We start from the raw sequence: 20672 nt of genomic DNA, 5'->3' as shown, positions 1-20672 counted from the left end.
GGACGTGCTGACAAAGCACGTTCGCAAAACGAATCGGGCCGCCTTAAGTTTCCTGGCGGCCCGATTTTTATGGCGTCACGCGATTACTTCTTCTTGTCCGACTTCTTCCCCGACTGCGCGTTGAAACGCTCGATGTACTCGTCCATCAGCTTGCGGATCGCGCGGCCGATCTGCATATAGTCGCTCTCGTTCAGATTCGCGAGCGACACGCGCCCCGACGGATGCTGCGTGCCGAAGCCGCGCCCCGGCAGCAGCACGACCCGCGCTTCCTTCGCGAGCCTGAAGAGGATTTCCGAAGGCTCGGTGTTCTTCATGACCCAATCGACGAGATCGCGCCCATGCCGTTTCTCGCCGAGATATTCGAGGTCGAGGATCGAGTAGTAGTCGACCTTGTTCTCGTCGTCCGCTTCCGGCGTAATGCCGATCTCCCGGTACAGCGCCGCCTTGCGGTTGCGGATCAGGCGCTTGAGCGCGTTCTTGTAGGCGTCGGGCGTGTCCATCAGCGAGAACAGCGAGAACAAAACCATCTGCACCTGCTGCGGCGTCGACAACCCCGCCGTATGGTTCAGCGCGACCGTGCGGCTGTCCGCCACCAGACGATCGATGAACTTGAGCTTGTCGGGCTCGGTCGTGATCGATTCGTAACGCTCGTGCAACTCCTCCTTCTTGTCCTTCGGCAATTCGGCGAGCAGCCGGTCGAGCACGTTGTGGCGATGCGTCGCGATCGTGCCCAGACGCCAGCCGGTTGCGCCGAAATACTTCGAGTACGAGTAGACGAGAATCGTATTCTCGGGACACAGGCCGAAGAGCGAGACGAAGTCGTCGGCGAAGGTGCCGTAGACATCGTCGGTGAGAAGAATCAGATCGGGCCGCTCTTTCACGATCTCCGCAATGTATTCGAGGCTCTCCGTATCCATCTTCACCGACGGCGGATTGCTCGGATTCACGAGGAAGAATGCCTTCACCTTCGGGTCGCGCAGCTTGTCGAGTTCCGCCTTCGAATATTGCCAGCCGTTGGCGACATCGGCATCGAGATTGACGACATTGAGCTTGTAGTCGTTCAGGCGCGGAATCTCGATATACGGCGTGAAGATCGGCGAGCCGAGCGCGATGGTGTCGCCCGGCTCGATCAGGAAGTTCTCGCGCATCGTGTTGAAGATGTACGTCATGGCCGCGGTGCCGCCTTCGACCGCGAAGATGTCGAAGTCGCCGACGAACGGATGATTGCCGATCATCTCGCGCCGCAGATATTGCCCGACGATGATTTCCGAAAGCTTCAGCATGCGATCCGGCACCGGATAGTTGCACGCGAGAATGCCTTCGCACATCTCGTAGAGAAAGTCGCCCGCATTGAGGCCGAGCTGATCGCGCACATAAGAGACGGCGCCGGCGAGAAACGCGATGCCCGGCGTGCCTTTGAACTCGCGCGCGAAAATCTCGAAGCGCTCTTCGATCCCGTCACGCTTCGGAAAACCGCCGAGCCCTTCGGGCATGTACGCGAAGGACCGCTCCGACTCGCGCATCGCGAAGAGGCCGAGTTGCCAGAAGCCGTGGCGCGGGATCGTCGCGAGAAAGTTTGGATTGCCGCGGCCGGCGTTGAGCATCGAGAGATTCGCCGGGCGCTCGACCGCGCCGCCGCCCGCCGCCTTGATGAGTTCGTCCTTCAGTTCGAAAGGACTGAGCGACGCCATCGCGGCGCGATCGTCGGAAGCGGATTTCGAGGACTTTGCCATCCAACACCTCCAGAAAAAGTGAGCAATGACGTTCGATGAGAGCGCAGCGCGTCAACTGAGAAGCATGACCATCACCATGCCCCAGATCGTGAGCAGCGTATTGCCGACCGCGTAAGTGACCGTATAGCCGAGCCCGGGAACCTGACTCTTCGCCGCGTCGCACAGCATGCCGAGCGCGGCGGTCGTGGTGCGCGCGCCCGCGCAGATGCCGAGCAGCAGTGCCGGATCGAACCTGAACACGTACTTGGCGATATACATGCCGATGATGAGCGGCACCGACGACGCGAAGATGCCCCACAGAAACAGGCTCACGCCGAGCTTCTGCAGGCCGGCGACAAAGCCCGGCCCCGCCGTGATGCCCACCACCGCGATAAACACGTTCAGCCCGACGGAGTTCATGAACCACAGCGTCGGCGCGGGAATGCGTCCGAAGGTCGGATGAATCGCGCGCAGCCAGCCGAACACGATGCCCGCGATCAGCGCGCCGCCCGCCGTCGACAGCGTGATCGGAATGCCGCCCGCGCGGATCACGATTGCACCGACGAGCGCGCCGAGCGTGATGGCGAGACCCGTGAAGGCCATGTCGGCGACGTCGGTCGGACGATCGATCACGCCGATCCGCTTCGCGACCGCGGTGGTGTCCTGCGTGCGCCCGACCAGCGTGATGGTGTCGCCGCGTTGCAGCTTCGTGCTCGGCAACACTGGAATGGGCGTTTCGGTGGCCCCGCGCTTGATCTTGCGGAGAAACACGCCGCGCGCGCCCGGCATCTGCGCGAGTTCCGCGAGCGTCTTCGACTCGACCTCCTTGTTCGTCACATAGATGTCGACGCCTTCGACCGGCACGGCGAGGAGTTCGGCATCGTCCACTTCGGTTGCGACGCCGCCCAGAATATCGACGAGTTGCTGGCGCCGCCCCGCGACCGCGACGACATCGCCGGCCTGCAGGACATCTTCGGTCGTCGCATCGCGAATTTCGCCGCCGCGCCGGATACGCTCGATGAACAGACGCGTGCCGGCCGGTTCGAGTGCTTCGGCCTCCGCCACGGTCAGACCCACCACGCGCCCGCCTTCCGCCACGCGATACGCGCGCAACGTGAACTGATGCCACGCCGAGCCGTCGCCGCCGAGTTCGCCGCCGCCGCCCATCTTCGCCTCGTAGTCCTTGCATGCCTGCACGAGATCGATGCCGAGCAGCTTCGGGCCGAGCATCGCGAGAATCAGCGCGGAGCCGATCGTGCCGTAGATATAGGTGACGGCGTAGGCAGTGGGCATCGCGTCGAGCAGCGCCTTCGCCTCGTCGGGCGGCAGGCCGAGACGATTGATGGCGTCGGTGGCGAGGCCCATCGATGCCGAGATGGTCTGCGAGCCGGCGAAGAGACCCGCCGCGGAACCGACGTCGTAACCCGCCACCTTCGCGGCGAGATACGGCGCCGCGAGACACAGCACGCACAGGATCACCGAGAAGAGCGCCTGCGGCAGGCCGTCCTTCGCGATGCCGCGCACGAATTGCGGACCGACGCCGTAACCGACGGCGAACAGAAACATCAGAAAGAAGACGGATTTGACGTTAGGCGAGATCGTGATGCCGAGCTGCCCGATGGCGATGGCAGCGAGCAGCGTCGCCGTGACTGCGCCGAGACTGAAACCCTTGAAGCTTTTCCCGCCGACCCAGTAGCCCACCCCGAGCGACAGAAAGACGGCAATCTCCGGATAGCTGCGCAGTGTTTCGGTAAGCCATGACATAGCCGCTCCTTTCGAAACAGTGAACGTCGATCAGGCAAGAATGCATCGGGCGCGGTCAGACACGCCTCGATGGACTCTGGGCTCACCAATACACTATTTTCGAGAGCGGGAATCGATGCGGGGCGACTTTTTTGCTTTATTGCAGAGCGCGATATGCTTATCTCGCACTGTTGCGTCAACGCGCCCCGCAGACGAAAAAACAGCGGCCGGAGCCGCTGTTTTTTACTGATTCGACGCCAGAAACGAAGCCGCTTATTCCGTGGTTTCGAGCAGCGGGTAGTCCGTGTAGCCCTTCGCGCCCGGCGCATAGAACGTCGACGAATCCCAATCGTTGAGCGGCGCGTCCTGTTCGAAGCGGCGCACGAGATCAGCGTTCGCGATGAACTGCTTGCCCCAGGCCACGGCGTCGGCGTCGCCGCGTTTGATGATGGCCTCGGCGCTCGCCTTCGAGAATCCTTCGTTGACGATATACACGCCACCGAATGCCTTCTTCAGTTGCGGTCCGAGGCTGTCGTCGGCTTCGTGCTCACGCGCCGCGATGAACGCGATCTTGCGGCGGCCGAGTTCACGCGCGACATAGCCGAAGGTCGCGGCGCGGTCGCTGTCGCCCATCGTGTGCGAATCGGCGCGCGGTGCGAGATGCACGCCGACACGATCTGCGCCCCACACGTCGATCGCCTGATCGACGACTTCGAGCAGCAGACGCGCGCGATTTTCGATGCTGCCGCCATAGATATCGGTGCGCTTGTTGGTGCTGTCCTGCAGGAACTGGTCGAGCAAATAACCGTTCGCGCCGTGAACCTCCACGCCGTCGAAGCCCGCGCGCTTCGCGTTCTCCGCGCCCTTGCGGAAGGCGGCGACCACGCCGGCGATTTCATCGAATTCGAGCGCGCGCGGCGTCACGAACGGACGCTGCGGACGCACGAGGCTCACGTGCCCGCCCGCCGCGATGGCGCTCGGCGCGACCGGCAGTTCGCCGTTCAGGAACACCGGATCGGAAATGCGGCCCACGTGCCACAGTTGCAGCATGATCTTGCCGCCTGCGTCGTGCACGGCTTTCGTGACGAGCTTCCAGCCTTCGACTTGTTCGTCGGACCAGATGCCCGGCGTGTCCGCGTAGCCGACGCCTTGCGGCGTGACCGAAGTCGCCTCGCTCAGAATCAGACCGGCCGATGCGCGGTCCGCGTAGTACTGCGCCATCAGCGCGTTCGGTACACGCTCGACGCCTGCGCGTTGACGCGTGAGCGGCGCCATGACGATGCGGTTCTTGAGCGTCAGCGCGCCCACTTTGAGCGGATCGAAGAGATTCGACATGAATTGGTGTCCTAATGAAATGGTAAGCAGCCTTTCACCGTACGATGACCACAACGCTCACAGATTCCCGATGGAATCGCGAAACGCCTGGATCATGGCTTCGTCGCGCTTGAAGAACACCCACTGTCCGACGCGCTTCGTGGTGACGAGTCCGGCCTTTTGCAAAACGGAAAGATGCGCGGAAACGGTGGACTGCGACATTCCGCAGCGCCCATCGATCTGACCCGCGCAAACACCATGCAGGTGCGGCAGTTCCTGTTCAGGGAAATGCTGCTCCGGCTCCTTCAGCCATTCGAGAATCTCGCGGCGAAGGGGATTGGCGAGGGCCTTGTGAATTGCGTCGATGTCCATTTCGTTGCTCGTGCGACTGACGGCGGATGGAAACTGCCTCCCACCCGAATCGTCTTGTGGCGAATCATATATCGTAAATTTCCGATATGCAAGTGCAAACGTGTGGGCGCGCATGGCTATCCTGCTCGGCTATCCCAAAACACGGCACGTAAGTGCATGCGGAAGAAAAGTAAAAAAGCTTAAAACCAATGCCTGAACAAAAACCAAACGATTAGGCTTTCCTCCTACGGAATGTAACAGCCGATCCAAACGGTGGTCGATGAACGGCGTGCTGATAGCGCCCGGAGTCGATTGCCTCGCCTGGAAAAACAATGATCATCTACCATCGCGGAGCGGCGTTTCAGCCCTCTGTCACGCGCGTTGGCAATGCGTTCGTTGCAACAGCGTCGATTCTGGAGGAAGACGGGCACGCGACCTCGCTCGGCACGCTAGGCGCGTTCGTGAGCAAGGACGGCGCGCTCGGGTTTGCCGTTCGATGCGCGACCGCGTTCATCGATGGCGACGACTTGCCTCTGCCGCCTTTTCCTATCGCTTTGATTCCGTCTTAGCGCCGAAGCGTTGTGTAATCGCGCGGATATTGACGCGGCGCCATACGCCGCACCGCAAATCGGCCTCTGTGCCGCGCGGTCTGGTAACCTGCCCGGTTTCCGCCTGTCGAAAAGACTACGCAACGCTTATGGATACTCCCTTCAACGAACGCGGTGTCACGCTTTCGCGCGCCGGCCTGTCGGCTTCCGGCCAGATGATTCCCATGCGCGATCTGCGCGCCGCCCGCGTCGTCAGGATTCCGCGCCAGAAGCCGCTGCCCGTGATCATCGCGCTGATCGGGGCGGTCGCGCTGGTCGCGGGCATTGTGACCGGCTCGGGCGCGGCACTCGTGCTCGGCGTGATGATCGCCGTGGTCGGCTATCTGACGTGGATCACGCAGGACGTCATTTTCCAGTTGATGGTCGCCACACCCGAGGGCGAGCGCGAAGTGCTTATTACGAAAGATCAGGAATTCGCCGACAAGGTCGCGGCGCTCGTCGGCGATGCTGTCGGCAAGCACGCCGCAAGCACGGCGGCGAAACCGCAAGCGTGATCTTGATGCCGCGTTTATGCGGCGGCGCGTTTCTTTAGCCCGGCTTTTAGGTGTGCCGCGCTAGAGTGAATGCGTTGCCACTTCGAGCCGCGAACAGCGGCTTTCATCGATGTACCGTACATCCGATTCGTCCGCCCTTTCTCATACGCAGAACGGCGGCTCGCCGCATCGTCGTATTGCGCGTCATTCGCTGAGTTTTGATCTGACCGTGCCGGGATTGAACTCCGAGCCTGCGCGCAATCTTCTCGCGCACGCGTTCGGCGCGGGGACGCAGGCGTTCGTCGTGCAGATAAGCCGTCGCCACGATTGCACTACGCTTTATGTCGAGACGGATCGTGTGGATATTAACGATGTCATCGGCATGCTCACCACGCATTTTCCGAACGCGACGCTGGGACGCGTGACGCGGGTTGTGCGGCGGTGAAGGTTTCTTCGTGCGATGACTGTATCGGAGCGTCTCAGGGAGCTTGAGGAGCAGCCGGGCCTTGCTCGACTTCGGCGTGCCGGCATATAGGTCCGCTAAGGGTTGTGGGCCGGCCGTAGGCACGGCGGCAGAGCTAGCCGTAGCTGGTGTTACATGGCGCGTGACACGCCGCTCGTCCAAGGTACGAAGAGTCAAACGGTCACGTTCGAGCCGTCAGATGTGACCGCTTCGACCAGTCCATACGTTTCGTTATACTAATTATTAAAAGAAGTAACGATACGACCCACGAGAGCGCAGAAAAACGCTACCAACAGCGGCCCAAAATGTCGCCTATGGCGGCGAGCTTGCGCTCCGATCGTTGGACCAATAACGCTAAAACCTCTACCCGTAAATCATGGACAGATACTGGAAGCTCAACGCCGCGACAACTCCCCCTGCCGTGCCAGACAGCAACGCGGGCGGATATCCGCAAGATGGCGTTCCGTCGAGCGACATTAAAGATACCGTTCCGGGCGCATGGTGGTATCACAGTGTGACGGAAGAGATACGCGGTGCAATCGCTAAGTTGGGCGGCGTTCCTGACTGGACGAAAACGGATCAACTGGCGACCGCCATTTCCAACTCGATTCAATCAGCCACGAGCCGCATCACGTCCGACCTCGCCGAACCAGACGGGGCATCGTTGATAGGCTTCGAACAAAACGTGCCGAATGCACAGCAGCGCGCAATGCTCGAAAAGGCGCGAGAGCAGAAGACGGTGGAGGATTTCGAAGCCGGCGGTCTGGATGATACGGTGCAGCTTCGGAATGCGATCGCGTGGCTCTGTGCTGATTCAGGCCGCGCGTTGTCGTGTGCGAGGACTTCCTACGTAGTATCAGGAAGCCTTGCAATGAACGGGGCCAAAGACTTCGTGTGGGACGGTCGAGGCGCAACGATTGCAATGGCCGGCGGCGTTCCAGCCGCTGCTGACTCTCAGATGCTTTTCATGACGTCATGCACGAGTGGACTCATCTGCAATCTCACGATCGACGGCAATCGTGGATCGCGCACACCCGCTGAAGCGCCTGCTCATAACATCGAAGTATTTAACGGCTGTGCGAGTTTGATGTTTGTGCGCGTGCAATCCGTGCAGGCCGTATGCGACGGGTGGTACGTAGGCACGTCCACGCCATATGACCAGACATCGGTCCCTACGGACATCAAGCTTGTTCATTGCGGCGCAAAGAAAGCCTACCGCAACAATATGTCGGTCATCAATTCAATCAGGTTTCGGGACTATTTCGGCGTCTACACCAACGCGACCGGGACGCTCCCAATGGCCGGAATCGATTTCGAGCCCAATCACGATGACGACTGCGGCAATGCTGACGCGCTATGCGTTGGCACCACGTGCAATGACAATGCGGGCACCGGTTTTCAGGCGACGAAACCAAACACGTTTCTAAGACTAAGAGACGTAACGGCTGAGGGTAACGGGTTGGGAGCGGTCGGCGGCGCGTGGGGCCGACTGCGCATTGACGGGATTACGCTGGACAGATACACGTCAAGTGTTACGCGCGGGATTATCGATTGCTCATCAGGTTCCGGGGAAACGTCGATCCGAAAACTCAGGGCGCGCAACTGCAATACGGGCTCGGATGCCAAGCCGGTCATTTTCACGCATTCGACGGCGACCGGGCCAATCTCGATCGATGATATTGAACTCGTGTCGTCCCAGACCGCAGCAATTAATGCGACCTCGCGAGTGACTGTGACGGGGGTTCGCGCTGACGGTGATAATGCGCAGTACGTGTTTTTAGTGCAGGGACCGAGTGCAGCGGGTTCTTCGGTGCGCGGAGTTTCGGCATCCGGTACGAAAGCCATCGGATATATCTCGTCCCCAGACGTAGTCGTCGGCGACGTCGTGGCGAATGCCCCATCTGCTTCAGGCGTTCTGCTGATGTTTGATACCGCTGCGACCAGTGCGATCCTGGACGGATACCGCATTCGGCAGCCGGCCGGAGTACCGGCGGGACAGCTCGCGTTTCGGTTTAATTCAGCACCGCGTCATGTGGGCTCGGTGATTGGTCTTGGGCATGGCACGGACTTCACTTCAAGCACGATCGGCGCTTTTCAAGGCGGGACGGTAGGTACGAATATCGGTGATATTACCCCGTACCCCTTCACGAAAGTCATGCCGATCAATGCTCAATCCATTCCCGCAAACACTTCGACCCTGCTTTTCAACGGCCCCTTTTCAGGCGCGAATCCGGGAGACGCAGTCTCCGCGAGCTTCAGCCAGTCGATGTCCGGCCTCATGCTTTACGCGTTCGTGGAATCAACGGGTATTGTTAAGACATACGCGCTGAATCCGTTGGGTAGCGCAGTCCCGTTATCTGCCGGGAATCTTTCGATGCGGGTGCTGAAGAAAATATGAGAGATCGCCAAGTATGAGCTGTCCACCTTATTGACGGAGGAATACGTCGTACGACGCGAACGTGATTGAACACCCATCCGGGTTCAACGGCGGCCGTGCCGGTCTCAAGTATCTGTTGCTACTGCGCCCCCGACCGACCGCCGCGTTCTCTCAACCGCTCCACTGCCTGCCCAACCGCGCCTCGCTGATATCCGCACGCGCGCGGCAGGCGCGGCCCCGCACCCGCATAACTCCGGCAAGCCGCGCCTTTCCGCATGACTATCACGTCACCTGCAACGGCTCCACATGCCAGATATCCCGCGCATACTCCGCAATCGTCCGATCTGACGAAAAAATCCCCATCCCCGCAACGTTTTCGATCGCACTCTTCGTCCACGCATCCTTGTCGCGATACTTGAGATCGACCTCGGTCTGCGTCTTGTCGAAGCTATCGAAATCGGCGAGCACCATATAGTGATCGCCCCAGTCCACGAGCGTGTGGAAGATGTCGTAGAAACGGTGCGGCTCTTCCGGTGAGAAATGCCCAAGGCGAATCTGATCCAGCGCCACCTTCAACTCCGGATTCTCCTCGTAAATCTGACGCGGCCGATATCCCGCCGCGCGCAGCGATTCGATTTCGTCGGTCGTATTCCCGAAGATGAAAATGTTCTCGCGCCCGACAGCGTCGCAGATTTCGATGTTCGCGCCATCGAGCGTGCCAATGGTCAGCGCGCCGTTCAGCGCGAGCTTCATGTTGCCGGTGCCCGATGCTTCGGTGCCGGCCATCGAGATCTGCTCCGACAGGTCCGCCGCCGGAATGATGAGTTCCGCGACCGAAACGCCGTAGTTCGGAATGAAGCCCACCTTCAGCCGGTCGCCCACGAGCGGGTCCGCGTTGATCTTCTTCGCGACGTCGTTGATGAGCTTGATTATGTTTTTCGCCATCTTGTACGCCGATGCCGCCTTGCCCGCGAACATCACCACACGCGGCGTCCAGTCCTTCTCCGGATTCTCGCGGATGCGGTTGTAGCGCACGATCACGTACAGAATATTGAGCAATTGCCGCTTGTACTCGTGAATGCGCTTGACCTGAAGATCGAACAGCGCTTCAGGATTGATGATCGCGTTGGCATCGCGTTTTGCGCGCTCGACGAGTCTCAGTTTGTTGGCGAACTTGGCCTCGTGGAAGGCTTTGCAGAACTCCGGATCGTCGCGCCATTCGCGCAGACGGCCCAGCTCGAAAAGATCGGTGCGCCAGCGCGGCCCGAGCCGCTTGTCGATCAGCGACGACAGCGACGGACTCGCCTGCGCGAGCCAGCGGCGCGGCGTAATGCCGTTCGTCACGTTGGTGAAGCGCTCGGGATACATGCGCGCAAAATCGGAAAAGATGTTCTGCACCATGAGTTGCGAATGCAGCTTCGAGACGCCGTTCACCTTGTGACTCGCGACGATCGCCAGATGCGCCATGCGCACGCGGCGCTGGCCGTATTCATCGACGAGCGAGATGCGGCGAATCAGTTCGACATCGCGGCCGAACTTCTCCGTGACCTGCTTGAGAAACTGTGCGTTGATCTCGAAGATGATCTCCAGATGCCGCGGCAGCAGACGCGCCAGCATCTCGACGTCCCACGTTTCGAGCGCCTCCGGCATCAGCGTGTGATTCGTGTAGGAGAACATCTGCTGGATGAGCTTCCACGCCTTGTCCCACGGCACGCGATGCCGGTCCACGAGAAGCCGCATCAGTTCCGGAATCGCGAGCACCGGATGCGTGTCGTTCAGATGCACCGCGACCTTCTCCGCCAGCCGCCCGAAATGCGTGTGCGTGCGTTGGTAGCGGCGGATCAGATCCTGCATTGTCGCGGAGACGAAGAAGTATTCCTGGCGCAGACGCAGCTCGCGTCCGGCCTGCGTCGAGTCGTCGGGGTACAGCAGCCGCGACACGTGTTCCGACGTGTTCTTCGCCTCCACCGCGCGGCGGTAATCGCCCTGATTGAACGCGGAGAGATCGAACTCGTCGGTGGCGCGCGCGGACCACAGGCGCAGCGTGTTGGTCGCCGTCGTCGCGAAACCGGGGATGACCGTGTCGTAGGCCATCGCGTTCACGTGCTCGGTGTCGATCCAGTCGGTGCGGTCCTCGTGCTGCACGGTGCGGCCGCCGAAATGAACCGTGTACACGACCTCCGGCCGCGGAAACTCCCACGGATTGCCCGCGCGCAGCCAGTAATCGGGCATTTCGACCTGATTGCCGTCGACGACCGTCTGCCGGAACATGCCGTACTCGTAGCGGATTCCGTAGCCGAAGCCCGGCACGCCGACGGTCGCCATCGAATCGAGGAAGCAGGCCGCGAGCCGCCCGAGGCCGCCGTTGCCGAGCGCGGCATCCGGCTCCAGCTCTTCCAGCGCCGCCAGATCGACGCCGAGTCCGGCGAGCGCGTCGCGCACTTCGTCGTAGATGCCGAGCGCGAGCAGCGCGTTGGTGAAGGTTCTGCCGATCAGAAACTCCATCGACAGGTAATAGACGCGCTTCACGTCCTGCTCGTATTGCAGACGCGTGGTGCGCATCCAGCGCGCGACGAGGCGGTCGCGCACCGCCAGTTCGGCCGCATGGAGCCAGTCGCGCGGCTGCGCGGTGACTGCATCCTTGCCTACGCCGTACATCAGGCGGTTCGAGATGGAGCGTCTGAGCGCATCGACAGTGCTATTGAGCTGGTCGAATTCCAGGTCGACGGATGTCATCGAAACCTCCGGTGTTTGCAACATATGCAACGACCGCGGAAGCGCGTCTGAGTTTCAACATCCGAACGCCCGGGATGCTTTCCGCTCCGATCCACGCGGGTGCGGCCGCGCCTGAACGTGCAGGTTACGCCAGTTTTATTTTTTTTGGTATGACAGGCCGCGCACCGGAACGAGGCCCGGGAATTGCTTCCCGCGGCCTTCGGGTGTCATTTCGAGCGCCCTAAATTATTTCGATATCCTGATTATCGACGTACGATTCATCGGCGCGGCGCACGCGCGGCGATCAACAGCAGCGCGGCAAGCGAAACGCCTAACAGAATCAGCGAAAGCGCCGACGCCGGCAGATAGTAGCCGCGATTGACCTGCCCCACGACGACGATCGGCACCGTCGCGAAGCCCGGCGGATAAACGGTCAGCGTCGCGCCCAGTTCGCCGAGCGAGAGCGCGAAGCCGAGCGCCAGGCTCGCGCGCAACGCGGGCACGAGTTGCGGCAGGATCACGCGCGCGAGCACCATGCGCGGCGGCGCGCCGAGGCTCGCGGCGGCTTCGCGCAGCGTCGTCAGTTCGGGACGCAGCGCCGCAGCCGCGCAGCGGTAGCAGAACGGCAACACCAGCGCGAGCTGCACCAGCACGACGATCGCGGCCGAGCCGGACAGATCGAGCGGACGCTTGTGATACGCAATCAGCACCGCGAGGCCGAGCACGACGCTCGGCACGCCGCTGCCCATCATCGCGACGGCGTCGACGAGCGCGCCCAAGCCGCGCCGGTCGCGTCCTTCCAGCGCGAGCGCGAGCCACAAGCCGAGCGCGGTGCCGAGCAACGCAACACCGATGCCGACTTCGAGACTCGTCGTGACCGCATCGAGATCGCTCGAACCGAGGCGCGCGAACCAGCGCGTGCTGAAGCCGTCGGGCAGGATCGTCCCGGACCAGTGCGACGCGACGCTCGACAGCGCCACGACGATCACCGGCAGCACGAACAGCCAGATGCACAGCAACGCGACGAAACCCGTAAACGCGATGCGCACGAACGCGCCGGGCGTGAATCGTGAGCGAATCGAAAGCTGCATGTCAGCGCCCTCCCGAGCGGCGATTCACACGCCGGTAAAGCGCATACAGCGACAACGACATCAGCAGCATCACGACCGAGCCGGCCGCCGCTGTCGGCAGATCGAGATCGACGGTGGCGGCGCTGTAGATCGCGATCGGCAATGTGATCAGATGCGCGCTGCCGAGCACCAGCAGGATGCCGAATTCGTTCAGCGTCAGCAGAAAGCACAGGATCGTGCCCGCCGCGATGCCCGGCCACGCGAGCGGCAGCACGACTTTCGCCGCGACCATCCAGCCGTTCGCGCCGAGGCTTTTCGCCGCTTCGACGAGACGCATGTCGAGCGTCGCATACGATGCAAGCGTCGGGCGCACGACGAACGGCGCGTAGAACACGACTTCCGCGAGAATCACGCCGCCGATGCCGAAGAGAAAGTCGAGCGGCGGCGCATCGAGCGAAAAGAGCCGCTGCAGGCCGATGCTCACCGAGCCTTGCGAGCCGTAAAGAAAGATCAGCGTGAACGCGACCAGAAACGACGGAAACGCGACGAACAGTTCCAGAAAGCGCGTGAGCAGGCGCGCGCCGCGAAACGGCCTGAAGAACAACATCGACGCGAGCGCGACGCCCAGCATAGACGCGATGCTTGCGCTCGCGAACAGAATGACGAGCGTCGTGCCGATCATGCCGCGCGTTTCGGGATTGCCGAAGAACGCGGTGTACGCGTGCAGCGTGAAGCCGTGCGGCCCGCTCATGCTCAGCATGACGAGCCGCGCCAGCGGATACACGACGAGCGGCCCGAGCACGACCACGAGAATAAAGAGCAGATGCCACTGCGCACGGCGCTCGCGCCGTTTCGCCTCGCGCGCGTGGGCGGCGAACTGCGAGGAACGCTCGGCGTCGCTGATGCCGCCTTCGTCGCGCGCGACGCCGTCAGGGACGTACAAGGACGACATCGTCAGCCTCGAAACGAAGTGAAACGCGCGTGCCTTTTTCCGGCATGCGCGTGTGGCCGCGCTGCGTCGTCACGAGCACAGGCTCGCCGGGCAGCGCGTCGAGCGCGACGGAGATCGACAGCGCCGCGCCATACCATTCGACGGATGCAATCGTGCCGTGCAACGGACCTTCGCCCAGCGGCACGATGTTGAAGCGCTCCGGACGAATGCACGCGAGACGTTCGCGCTCTTCGTGCCGCGCATCGCCGACCGGGTACACCACGCGCGGCGGCAGCAGGTTCGCCGCGCCGAGATAGCGCGCCACAAAGGCGTCGTTCGGCGCGTCGTACAGTTCGCGCGGCGCGCCGAGTTGCGCGATGCGGCCGTCGCGCATCAAGAGCGTGCGGTCGGAGAGCACGAGCGCGTCGTCCTGATCGTGCGTCACGCAGACGATCGTCAGATTCGGCAGACGTTCGTGCAGCGCCTTAAGCTCGCTGCGCACGGAGGCGCGCAGGTTGGCATCGAGCGCGGAGAGCGGTTCGTCGAGCAGCAGCACATCCGGTTCGATGACGAGCGCACGCGCCAGCGCCACGCGCTGCTGCATGCCGCCGGAAAGCTGCGCGGGCATGACGTGACCGGCATCGGCGAGTTGCACAAGCTTGAGCGCATCGGCGACGCGGCGCGCGATCTCGCCCGCCTTCAGCTTGCGCGCGCGCAGGCCGAACGCGACGTTGTCGAACACGGACAGATGCGGAAACAACGCATAGCTCTGGAACAGCAAGCCCAGGTTGCGCTGATGCGGCGGCGTGTGCGTGAGATCGCGGCCCGCCACGGAGAGCGTGCCCGCGAGCGCGTCGGCCGCGACGAAGCCCGCGATGAAACGCAACAGCGTGGTCTTGCCGCAGCCGCTGCGGCCGAGCACGGTGAGGAATTCGCCGCGCTCGATGCGCAGCGTGAGATCGTCGAGCACGGTGCGCGCGCCGAAGCGCACCGTGAGCCGGTCGATATGCACGCCGTGCGCCGGGTAGACGTCCGGCGCGTCCTTGAGTACGGCGCTCACGTTACGACTTCGGCTTGACGACGTCGGTCTGCTTGCCCGAGTTGCCGATCACTTCCGACTTCCAGCGTTCGGTCCAGCCGGCCTTCTTCTGCATGACTTCGTTCCAGTCGACCGGAATCAGCTTCACGCCGGCGATGGCCTGCTTGACGGTCTCGCCGTTCTTGCCGGCGAGCGGCACGTCGGTGCGGCCTGGAATGCCGTAGATGTCCGGCACTTTCGACTGCACGTCCGTCGACATCAGATAATCAATCAGCTTCTTGCCCGCCGCCTGATTCGGCCCGCTCTTGATGAGGCCGATCGCGTACGGAAGCTGGAACGTGGTCGGCGCCTCGCCCGCCTTGTGCGACAGGAACAGCGGCTTGATCGACAGGCCGCCGTTCGCGGCGTCGTCGAGGTCCATTTGCAGGTCGCCGTTGGCGAAGGCGATCTCGTTACGCGAGAGCAGCACGTCGAGATAGCCGGTGCCCTTCGTGTGAAACTTGGCGCCCTGTTCGAGCGTCTTGAGGTAATCGAAGGCCTTGTCCTCGCCCATCAGCGCCGAGGTCAGGATGATGACGGCCATGCCGTCGCCCGCCGTCGCCGGGTTCGAATAGGCAATCTTGCCCGTATAGTTCGGATGCAGCAGATCGGCGAAAGTCGCAGGCGCGGTCTTGGTGACTTCCGGGTTGATCGCGAAGGAGAAGTAGTTGTTCACGAACGTGGCCCACGCGCCGTCCTGCGCTTTCGCAATCGCGGGGACGTTCTTGTAGTTCACGCTCTGATAGGGCTGCAGCAGGCCGCCTTGCTGCGCCTGCTGGATGAACGGCGGCAGCGTGACGAGCACATCGGCCTTGGGCGAATCCTTCTCGACGGTCGCGCGATTCACCACTTCGCCGCTTCCCGCCGTGACGATGTTGACCTTCACGCCTTCCTTCTTTTCGAACGCAGGAAGCACATCCTTGTACAGGTTTTCGAGGCCGTCGGCGGTGTACAGGACGACGGCGTCGGCGGCATGCACGGGCATCGCGGCAAACAGCGCGGCGGCGGCGAACGCCGGCAGCACGGCGCGCGCGAAGCGGAAATCGCGGGTCATGATGATGATCTCTCTTGTCGGGAATGGTGGAGGTCGGTCTCGACCTTCGACCCGAAGGATTGCAGAGATCTGTGACATCGACGTGAAGGCGCCACGCTTCGCCAACCGTTTGCACAATTCGCCAAATGCGCATCGCCAAACGGCTAGGCCGTGACGACTTCCGGTCCGCGCGACGCGAGGGCGCGCCGGATCGCCCGATCGGGCGGCGCGTCGCAGACGAGATAGCGCACCGACTCGAAGCCGCGAATCCGCACGGGCGTGGTGCGCCCGAACTTCGAGCAATCGGCGACAACGATCGCGCACGCCGCAGCCGCGATCATGCGGCCGCGCACTTCGGCGGCGAGGCGCGAGTAATCGGTGAGATGCGCATCGTCGGTGATGCCGCCCGCGCCGACGAACGCAAAATCCGCGTGATACTGCGAAATCTGCTGGATCGTATCGAGCCCGAAGGTCGCGTCTTCCAGATCGGCAATCTCGCCGCCGAGCAGGCTCACGCGATTGCCGTTGCGCCGCGCGAGCAGCATCGCGATGCGCCAGTCGTTCGTATAGACCGTCAGCCGATGACGTTCGGCCAGCGCCCGCGCCACGGCCTGCGTCGTGCTGCCGGAATCGATGACGAGCGACGCCCCGTCCGGCACGAACGCCGCCGCGCGCACGCCGATCGCCTGCTTGGCCGCCGCGTTGTTGGCCTCGCGCACATCGACATGCGGCTCGCGCCGGTCCATCGACAATGCGCCGCCATGCGTCGTCGCGACGAGGCCGCGTCCGGCGAGCGCATTGAGATCGCGCCGCACCGTCTCGCGCGACACGGCCAGCGCGCGCACGAGGTCGGCCACGGCGAGCGCACCGTGTTTGTCCAGCTCGGCGAGAATGTATTGATGACGTTGTTCTGCGAGCATCCGGGAATCGCGAGCGAAGTGATGGCGAGGCAGCGTGTGGAGTTTAGCGGCCTCATGTGGCAGAACTTTGGCAAGCGGCCGATCTTCGATCGACCCGTCAAGGCGCACGTCAAGCCGCATCGCGCAATGCATTCTTTCCGCTGCATTGGCAATCGACGCGCGCCGCTCCGCTAGACTCGCTGCTTGCCCCGGATGTAGCGAAGGGCGTCGAACGAGGTTATCCGGATGTACAAGAAAGGCGTGGTCATCGAGATTCAGTTTCCGCCCGCCCGGCTGAACGACGCAGCAGGCGATCCCTACTGGATCGATCTCACGCTCGACGAAGCCCGGCGCCTGCACGCGCAACTCTCGCGGCGCCTCGAAGGCGACGCGCGCGCCAATCAGCCGCTCGACACGTTCTCGCTCGAATGACGCGGCCACACTCGCGGATGCCCCGAGTGCACGGTTAGACAAGACGAATTCGCCGCACGCGACGATACTTCGGCATTCCGTTTCGTCGCCTTCCTCTCATGATTTCGCTTCTCGCCGCGCCGGTCTTCGTGTTTCTCTGGTCGACGGGCTTTATCGTCGCGCGGGCGATCACGCCTTATGTCGATCCGAACGTCTATCTGCTCGCGCGCTTCGCCGGCACGACGCTGCTGTTCGTCGCAATCGCGCTCGTCACACGCGCGCCCTGGCCGCGAGGACGCGATATCGGCCGGCATCTGCTTGCCGGCGCGCTGCTGCAAGGCGTCTATCTCGGCGCGGGCTACTGGGCCGTCGCGCAAGGGCTCGGCGCGGGCGTCATGGCGTTGCTCGGCGCGCTGCAGCCGCTTCTGACCGCGGCCGTCGCTGCCCGGCTGTTCGGCGAAAAGCTTTCGCCGCGCGCCTGGGGCGGACTCGTGCTCGGTCTGATCGGCGTGGCGCTCGTGCTCGCGCCGAAGATCATCGGCGGCGGAATGCATGCCGCACAAACGGGTGCGGGACACGCGCCGCAGTGGCTCGTCGTGACGATCGCGGTGCTGTCGGTGGTCGCGATCACGGCGGGCACGCTCTATCAGAAGACTTCGCTCGCACGCGCCGATATCCGCAGCGCGAGCGCCGTGCAGAACGCGGGCGCTGCGGTCGTCGCGCTCGTGCTTGTGTTTGCGCTGGGGGAACATCGCTTCATTGCATCGACGACGACGTGGATTTCGCTCGCCTGGGGCATCCTCATGCTCTCGGGCGTCGCGACGACGCTGCTCGTCTGGATGGTCCGGCGCGGCGCCGCATCGCGCGCGACCGCCCTGCTCTTTCTCGCGCCGCCGCTCGCCGCGCTCGAAAGCTACGTCGCGTTCGGCGAGACGCTCAGCGCGGTGCAACTCGCGGGCTTCGCGGCGGCGCTCGCGGGCGTGTTGCTCGCCCGCTCGAAATAGCGCTTCGCGGACGGCTTCAGCCACCTTCAATCGACCTTATCCGCGCCCGCCGGAATGTGGGCGCGTACCGCCCGTCCCGGCCCCGGCGACCACGCGGGCCGCGACTGCCTTCCCGTATCGACGACAACGAGATAGTGCCCCGCCCACGGCGTCGTCTTGCGCGTGGCCTTGAGGACCCACATCGACTGGCCTTCGGCGGCGCGCGCCTCGTATTGAGCGTCGAGGATGCCGTGGTGATCGAAAAACGTATTGAGCGTCGACGGGATGCGCACGCAGCCCTTCGAGTGCCGCATGCCGAGCAGCGGTTCCAGTTTCTCGGGATCGGTGGCGTGCATCTGGAAGCGCATCGGCGATTTGCCGCCGTGGCCCCAGCCGCGCTCGCCGTCGGTCCAGCCGAAATCGTAAATGCGCATGTCGCGCGCGCCGTAGCCGCGAATCTTGAACTCGTTGAGCGTGCCTTCCGCGCGGAAGTCCATGTTGCCCGGCACGTGCTGGAACACGCCGAGCGGCGTCACGAAGTGGTCGTAACTGCCGGGACGACCCGTCGATACGGGCGCGGCGCCGATCATCGACCAGGCGTCGCCCGGCTTCGCGCGAAAATAGACGAAGATCGCCTGCACGTTCGCACTGCGATCGACGAGCACGACGAATTCGTTGGCGAGATCGCCGTGGCCGTCGGCGTCGAGTGTGTGCTGCAGCAGGCGGCCGTACGCCTGCTGATCGGATGGCGGCACCGTGAGTCTGCGGTCGACTTCCTTCGCGAAGGTCTGGCGCATTGCGAATGCGGCCGCCGGTTGCATGCCGGTGCGTTGGGCGAGATTCGGCTCGGGTGGTTCGGGCGGAAGAGGCACTTCAGGCGCTTGCGCCTCGGAGGCCGCGCTTGCTGCGCTCGCGGCACTTGCCGCGCTGGCCTCGCTCGCCGCCGATGCGCCGGATGCCTCACTCGCTGGCGGGACCGCAGACGCCGCGGAGGCCGCCTGCGCGGGCGCGGGCATCGGTACGGGCATGGCGGGAAGCGCGCGCTCCGGCGCGCTCGCACCATGCGGGATGCTGGCGCCGGACGGCATCGGCGGTGCAGGTGGCGCGGGCGCGACGGGCATGACAGACATCTCCGTCACGCGCCCTTGCGCGACCGCGCCCGGCGACGCCGCCTGCTGCCCATAAGCTACCGTCGCGATGGAAAAAAGCGCGCCTGTAGCCACGCCCGCGAAAAACCTTGTCCCGAAGGACACTGTGTTCTTTCCTGCCTGCTGCATCGAAATCGACTTCCCCTTTGCTTTCTTCACCGACCAGCGACAAAAAAGCCGGTGCGCACGAGGCACCGGCTTCGCCGCTACATGACGTTCGTCAGCGGATTTCCAGCAAGGTTCGTTCCGGCCGCGCTACACGTTTCGCGCGCCGACCGTTAATGCAGACGTGTCGATGCGTCGCCCGACGCGGAAGCCCGCGCACGCAAGGGAGCATCGAGAAGGCGTTGACGACAGAGCTTCTGAGCAATCGCCTCGCCGATATACGGAACATCGGTCGCGAGGCGCGCGATCGCATAGGCCTGAGCCGTGCCCGCGCCGTGCACTTCGATGTCGCTCACCAGATCGCCGAGTTCGTGCTCGAGAAAACGCCGCACCTCGCGCGCGGCGCAGCGCCGCGGAAGATTCCAGACGAGCAGGTTCATCGCAGTTACCTTCTGGCGCGGGCGCGCACGGGTACCGGCTGCGGACGGCGTCGATGAATCATGGCCGCCGCCAAAGTGCCGACGACGAAAAGGGAGACATAAGCGACGATCATGGCAACTCCGGGCGGATAATTTCGAGATAGATACATACTAGTCTCGTAGACCGTGGCCGGGCTGCGGCATTCCGTCTTTTTCAATAAATGTTCTAAATCGGAAGGATACGGCGGATCAATCGTCAAAAGCCGCTGCACGACATGCTGGACAAGTTCGGATAGCGATTGGCCCAGTCGCCGGCCATCGCCGATTGCGCGTCTTTCAGCGTGATGTCGCCGGTGCACACGCAGCGTTTCAGATAAACCGCGAGCCGTTCCTTGCGACGCTGACCCGCGCGCCCTTCCCAGCGGCGCAGATCCAGATTCGCGGGCGAGTTCGGCGAGCCGCCGAGCAGCACCGGCATGCGGTGATCGAGTGCATATTCCGACGCGAAGGAAGCGTCGATGCTGCGCTGCTTCAGGAGCCGCTCTTTCTGGCGCATCTGGATTTCGAAGGACGGCAGCACGCGGTCGACGTAGCCCGGCACGCAGATCGTATCGACGATGGTCGTCTGCGTGACGCGCGCATCGAGCCATTCGGCGCGCTGGGCCTGCGACGCGCCCGGCATGAACGCGAGCAGCGCGCAGCAAAATGCCAGCGCGGCGCGTGCCTTTCGTTTTCCGATGGTCCCGGTATCCCTTCGAATCATGCCTCTCGCGCAACCCATCGCGCGGCGAAACGTCGCCGCATGTTATTGAGATAATCGAAGGGTCAATTAAAACACA

Annotated in this window: 19 protein-coding genes; 6 read left to right on the top strand and 13 right to left on the bottom strand. The window is 63.1% G+C overall.

Annotated features, from left to right (window positions below):
- Positions 1-83: 83 nt before the first annotated feature.
- The 4 genes from BRPE64_RS15690 to BRPE64_RS15675 all read right to left on the bottom strand — a co-directional run bounded on the left by BRPE64_RS15690 (position 84) and on the right by BRPE64_RS15675 (position 5141).
- Entirely contained in the window at positions 84-1733 is a 1650-nt protein-coding gene (locus BRPE64_RS15690; protein ID WP_016354438.1) for a bifunctional aspartate transaminase/aspartate 4-decarboxylase, read from the bottom strand.
- Positions 1734-1784: 51 nt separating this feature from the next.
- Positions 1785-3476 (bottom strand): aspartate-alanine antiporter, encoded by a 1692-nt coding sequence (gene aspT / locus BRPE64_RS15685; protein ID WP_016354437.1) that lies wholly within the window; start codon positions 3474-3476, stop codon positions 1785-1787.
- A 252-nt stretch (positions 3477-3728) separates the two neighbouring features.
- Entirely contained in the window at positions 3729-4790 is a 1062-nt protein-coding gene (locus BRPE64_RS15680; protein ID WP_016354436.1) for an alkene reductase, read from the bottom strand.
- Positions 4791-4847: 57 nt separating this feature from the next.
- A complete protein-coding gene (locus tag BRPE64_RS15675; RefSeq protein ID WP_016354435.1) occupies positions 4848-5141 on the bottom strand; it encodes an ArsR/SmtB family transcription factor in 294 nt (97 codons plus the stop codon).
- A 311-nt stretch (positions 5142-5452) separates the two neighbouring features.
- Between BRPE64_RS15675 and BRPE64_RS15670 the strand changes: the two genes are divergently transcribed.
- From BRPE64_RS15670 to BRPE64_RS15655, 4 genes are all read left to right on the top strand, one after another.
- Entirely contained in the window at positions 5453-5689 is a 237-nt protein-coding gene (locus BRPE64_RS15670; protein ID WP_016354434.1) for a hypothetical protein, read from the top strand.
- Positions 5690-5817: 128 nt separating this feature from the next.
- Positions 5818-6222, top strand: a complete 405-nt coding sequence (locus BRPE64_RS15665; RefSeq protein WP_016354433.1) for a DUF6232 family protein — start codon at positions 5818-5820, stop codon at positions 6220-6222.
- A gap of 109 nt (positions 6223-6331) precedes the next feature.
- A complete protein-coding gene (locus BRPE64_RS15660; RefSeq protein WP_016354432.1) occupies positions 6332-6646 on the top strand; it encodes a hypothetical protein in 315 nt (104 codons plus the stop codon).
- 394 nt (positions 6647-7040) lie between these two features.
- Entirely contained in the window at positions 7041-9062 is a 2022-nt protein-coding gene (locus BRPE64_RS15655) for a hypothetical protein (protein ID WP_016354431.1), read from the top strand.
- A gap of 261 nt (positions 9063-9323) precedes the next feature.
- On the opposite strand, the gene BRPE64_RS15650 is transcribed toward BRPE64_RS15655, so the two are convergent.
- The 6 genes from BRPE64_RS15650 to BRPE64_RS15625 all read right to left on the bottom strand — a co-directional run bounded on the left by BRPE64_RS15650 (position 9324) and on the right by BRPE64_RS15625 (position 16788).
- On the bottom strand, positions 9324-11777 hold the full coding sequence (locus BRPE64_RS15650) for a glycogen/starch/alpha-glucan phosphorylase (RefSeq protein WP_044042285.1): 2454 nt from the start codon (positions 11775-11777) through the stop codon (positions 9324-9326).
- Between the two features lie 257 nt (positions 11778-12034).
- The gene (phnV, locus tag BRPE64_RS15645; RefSeq protein ID WP_016354429.1) at positions 12035-12847 is read right to left on the bottom strand and encodes a 2-aminoethylphosphonate ABC transport system, membrane component PhnV; all 813 of its coding nucleotides are present in this window, start codon (positions 12845-12847) and stop codon (positions 12035-12037) included.
- Between the two features lies 1 nt (position 12848).
- Positions 12849-13778 carry a 2-aminoethylphosphonate ABC transporter permease subunit gene (gene phnU, locus BRPE64_RS15640; RefSeq protein WP_016354428.1) on the bottom strand — a complete coding sequence of 310 codons (930 nt, stop codon included), beginning with the start codon at positions 13776-13778 and terminating at the stop codon, positions 12849-12851.
- Positions 13756-14817, bottom strand: coding sequence for a 2-aminoethylphosphonate ABC transport system ATP-binding subunit PhnT (gene phnT / locus BRPE64_RS15635; RefSeq protein ID WP_016354427.1), 1062 nt, complete (start codon positions 14815-14817; stop codon positions 13756-13758). Before phnT ends, phnU begins: the two co-directional genes overlap by 23 nt.
- Before the next feature lies 1 nt (position 14818).
- Positions 14819-15889: a 2-aminoethylphosphonate ABC transporter substrate-binding protein gene (gene phnS, locus BRPE64_RS15630; protein ID WP_016354426.1), complete on the bottom strand. Its 1071-nt coding sequence runs from the start codon at positions 15887-15889 to the stop codon at positions 14819-14821.
- Between the two features lie 143 nt (positions 15890-16032).
- Entirely contained in the window at positions 16033-16788 is a 756-nt protein-coding gene (locus tag BRPE64_RS15625) for a DeoR/GlpR family DNA-binding transcription regulator (protein WP_016354425.1), read from the bottom strand.
- 225 nt (positions 16789-17013) lie between these two features.
- On the opposite strand from BRPE64_RS15625, the gene BRPE64_RS15615 reads away from it, so the two are divergent.
- Together BRPE64_RS15615 and BRPE64_RS15610 are read left to right on the top strand one after the other, a co-directional pair.
- Positions 17014-17199 carry a hypothetical protein gene (locus tag BRPE64_RS15615; RefSeq protein WP_016354423.1) on the top strand — a complete coding sequence of 62 codons (186 nt, stop codon included), beginning with the start codon at positions 17014-17016 and terminating at the stop codon, positions 17197-17199.
- Positions 17200-17297: 98 nt separating this feature from the next.
- Positions 17298-18182, top strand: coding sequence for a DMT family transporter (locus BRPE64_RS15610; RefSeq protein ID WP_016354422.1), 885 nt, complete (start codon positions 17298-17300; stop codon positions 18180-18182).
- A 26-nt stretch (positions 18183-18208) separates the two neighbouring features.
- Here the strand turns inward: BRPE64_RS15610 and BRPE64_RS15605 are convergent, their stop codons facing one another.
- The 3 genes from BRPE64_RS15605 to BRPE64_RS15595 form a co-directional block, all read right to left on the bottom strand.
- On the bottom strand, positions 18209-19438 hold the full coding sequence (locus BRPE64_RS15605; protein ID WP_044042681.1) for a L,D-transpeptidase: 1230 nt from the start codon (positions 19436-19438) through the stop codon (positions 18209-18211).
- A 149-nt stretch (positions 19439-19587) separates the two neighbouring features.
- Entirely contained in the window at positions 19588-19854 is a 267-nt protein-coding gene (locus tag BRPE64_RS15600; RefSeq protein WP_016354420.1) for a hypothetical protein, read from the bottom strand.
- 235 nt (positions 19855-20089) lie between these two features.
- Positions 20090-20596 (bottom strand): hypothetical protein, encoded by a 507-nt coding sequence (locus tag BRPE64_RS15595; RefSeq protein ID WP_016354418.1) that lies wholly within the window; start codon positions 20594-20596, stop codon positions 20090-20092.
- Between the last annotated feature and the right edge of the window lie 76 nt (positions 20597-20672).

This window comes from Caballeronia insecticola (genome assembly GCF_000402035.1).
Classification (GTDB): domain Bacteria; phylum Pseudomonadota; class Gammaproteobacteria; order Burkholderiales; family Burkholderiaceae; genus Caballeronia; species Caballeronia insecticola.
Note: the sequence above shows the minus strand (reverse complement) of the source record. Positions and strands in the feature narration are given on the sequence as shown.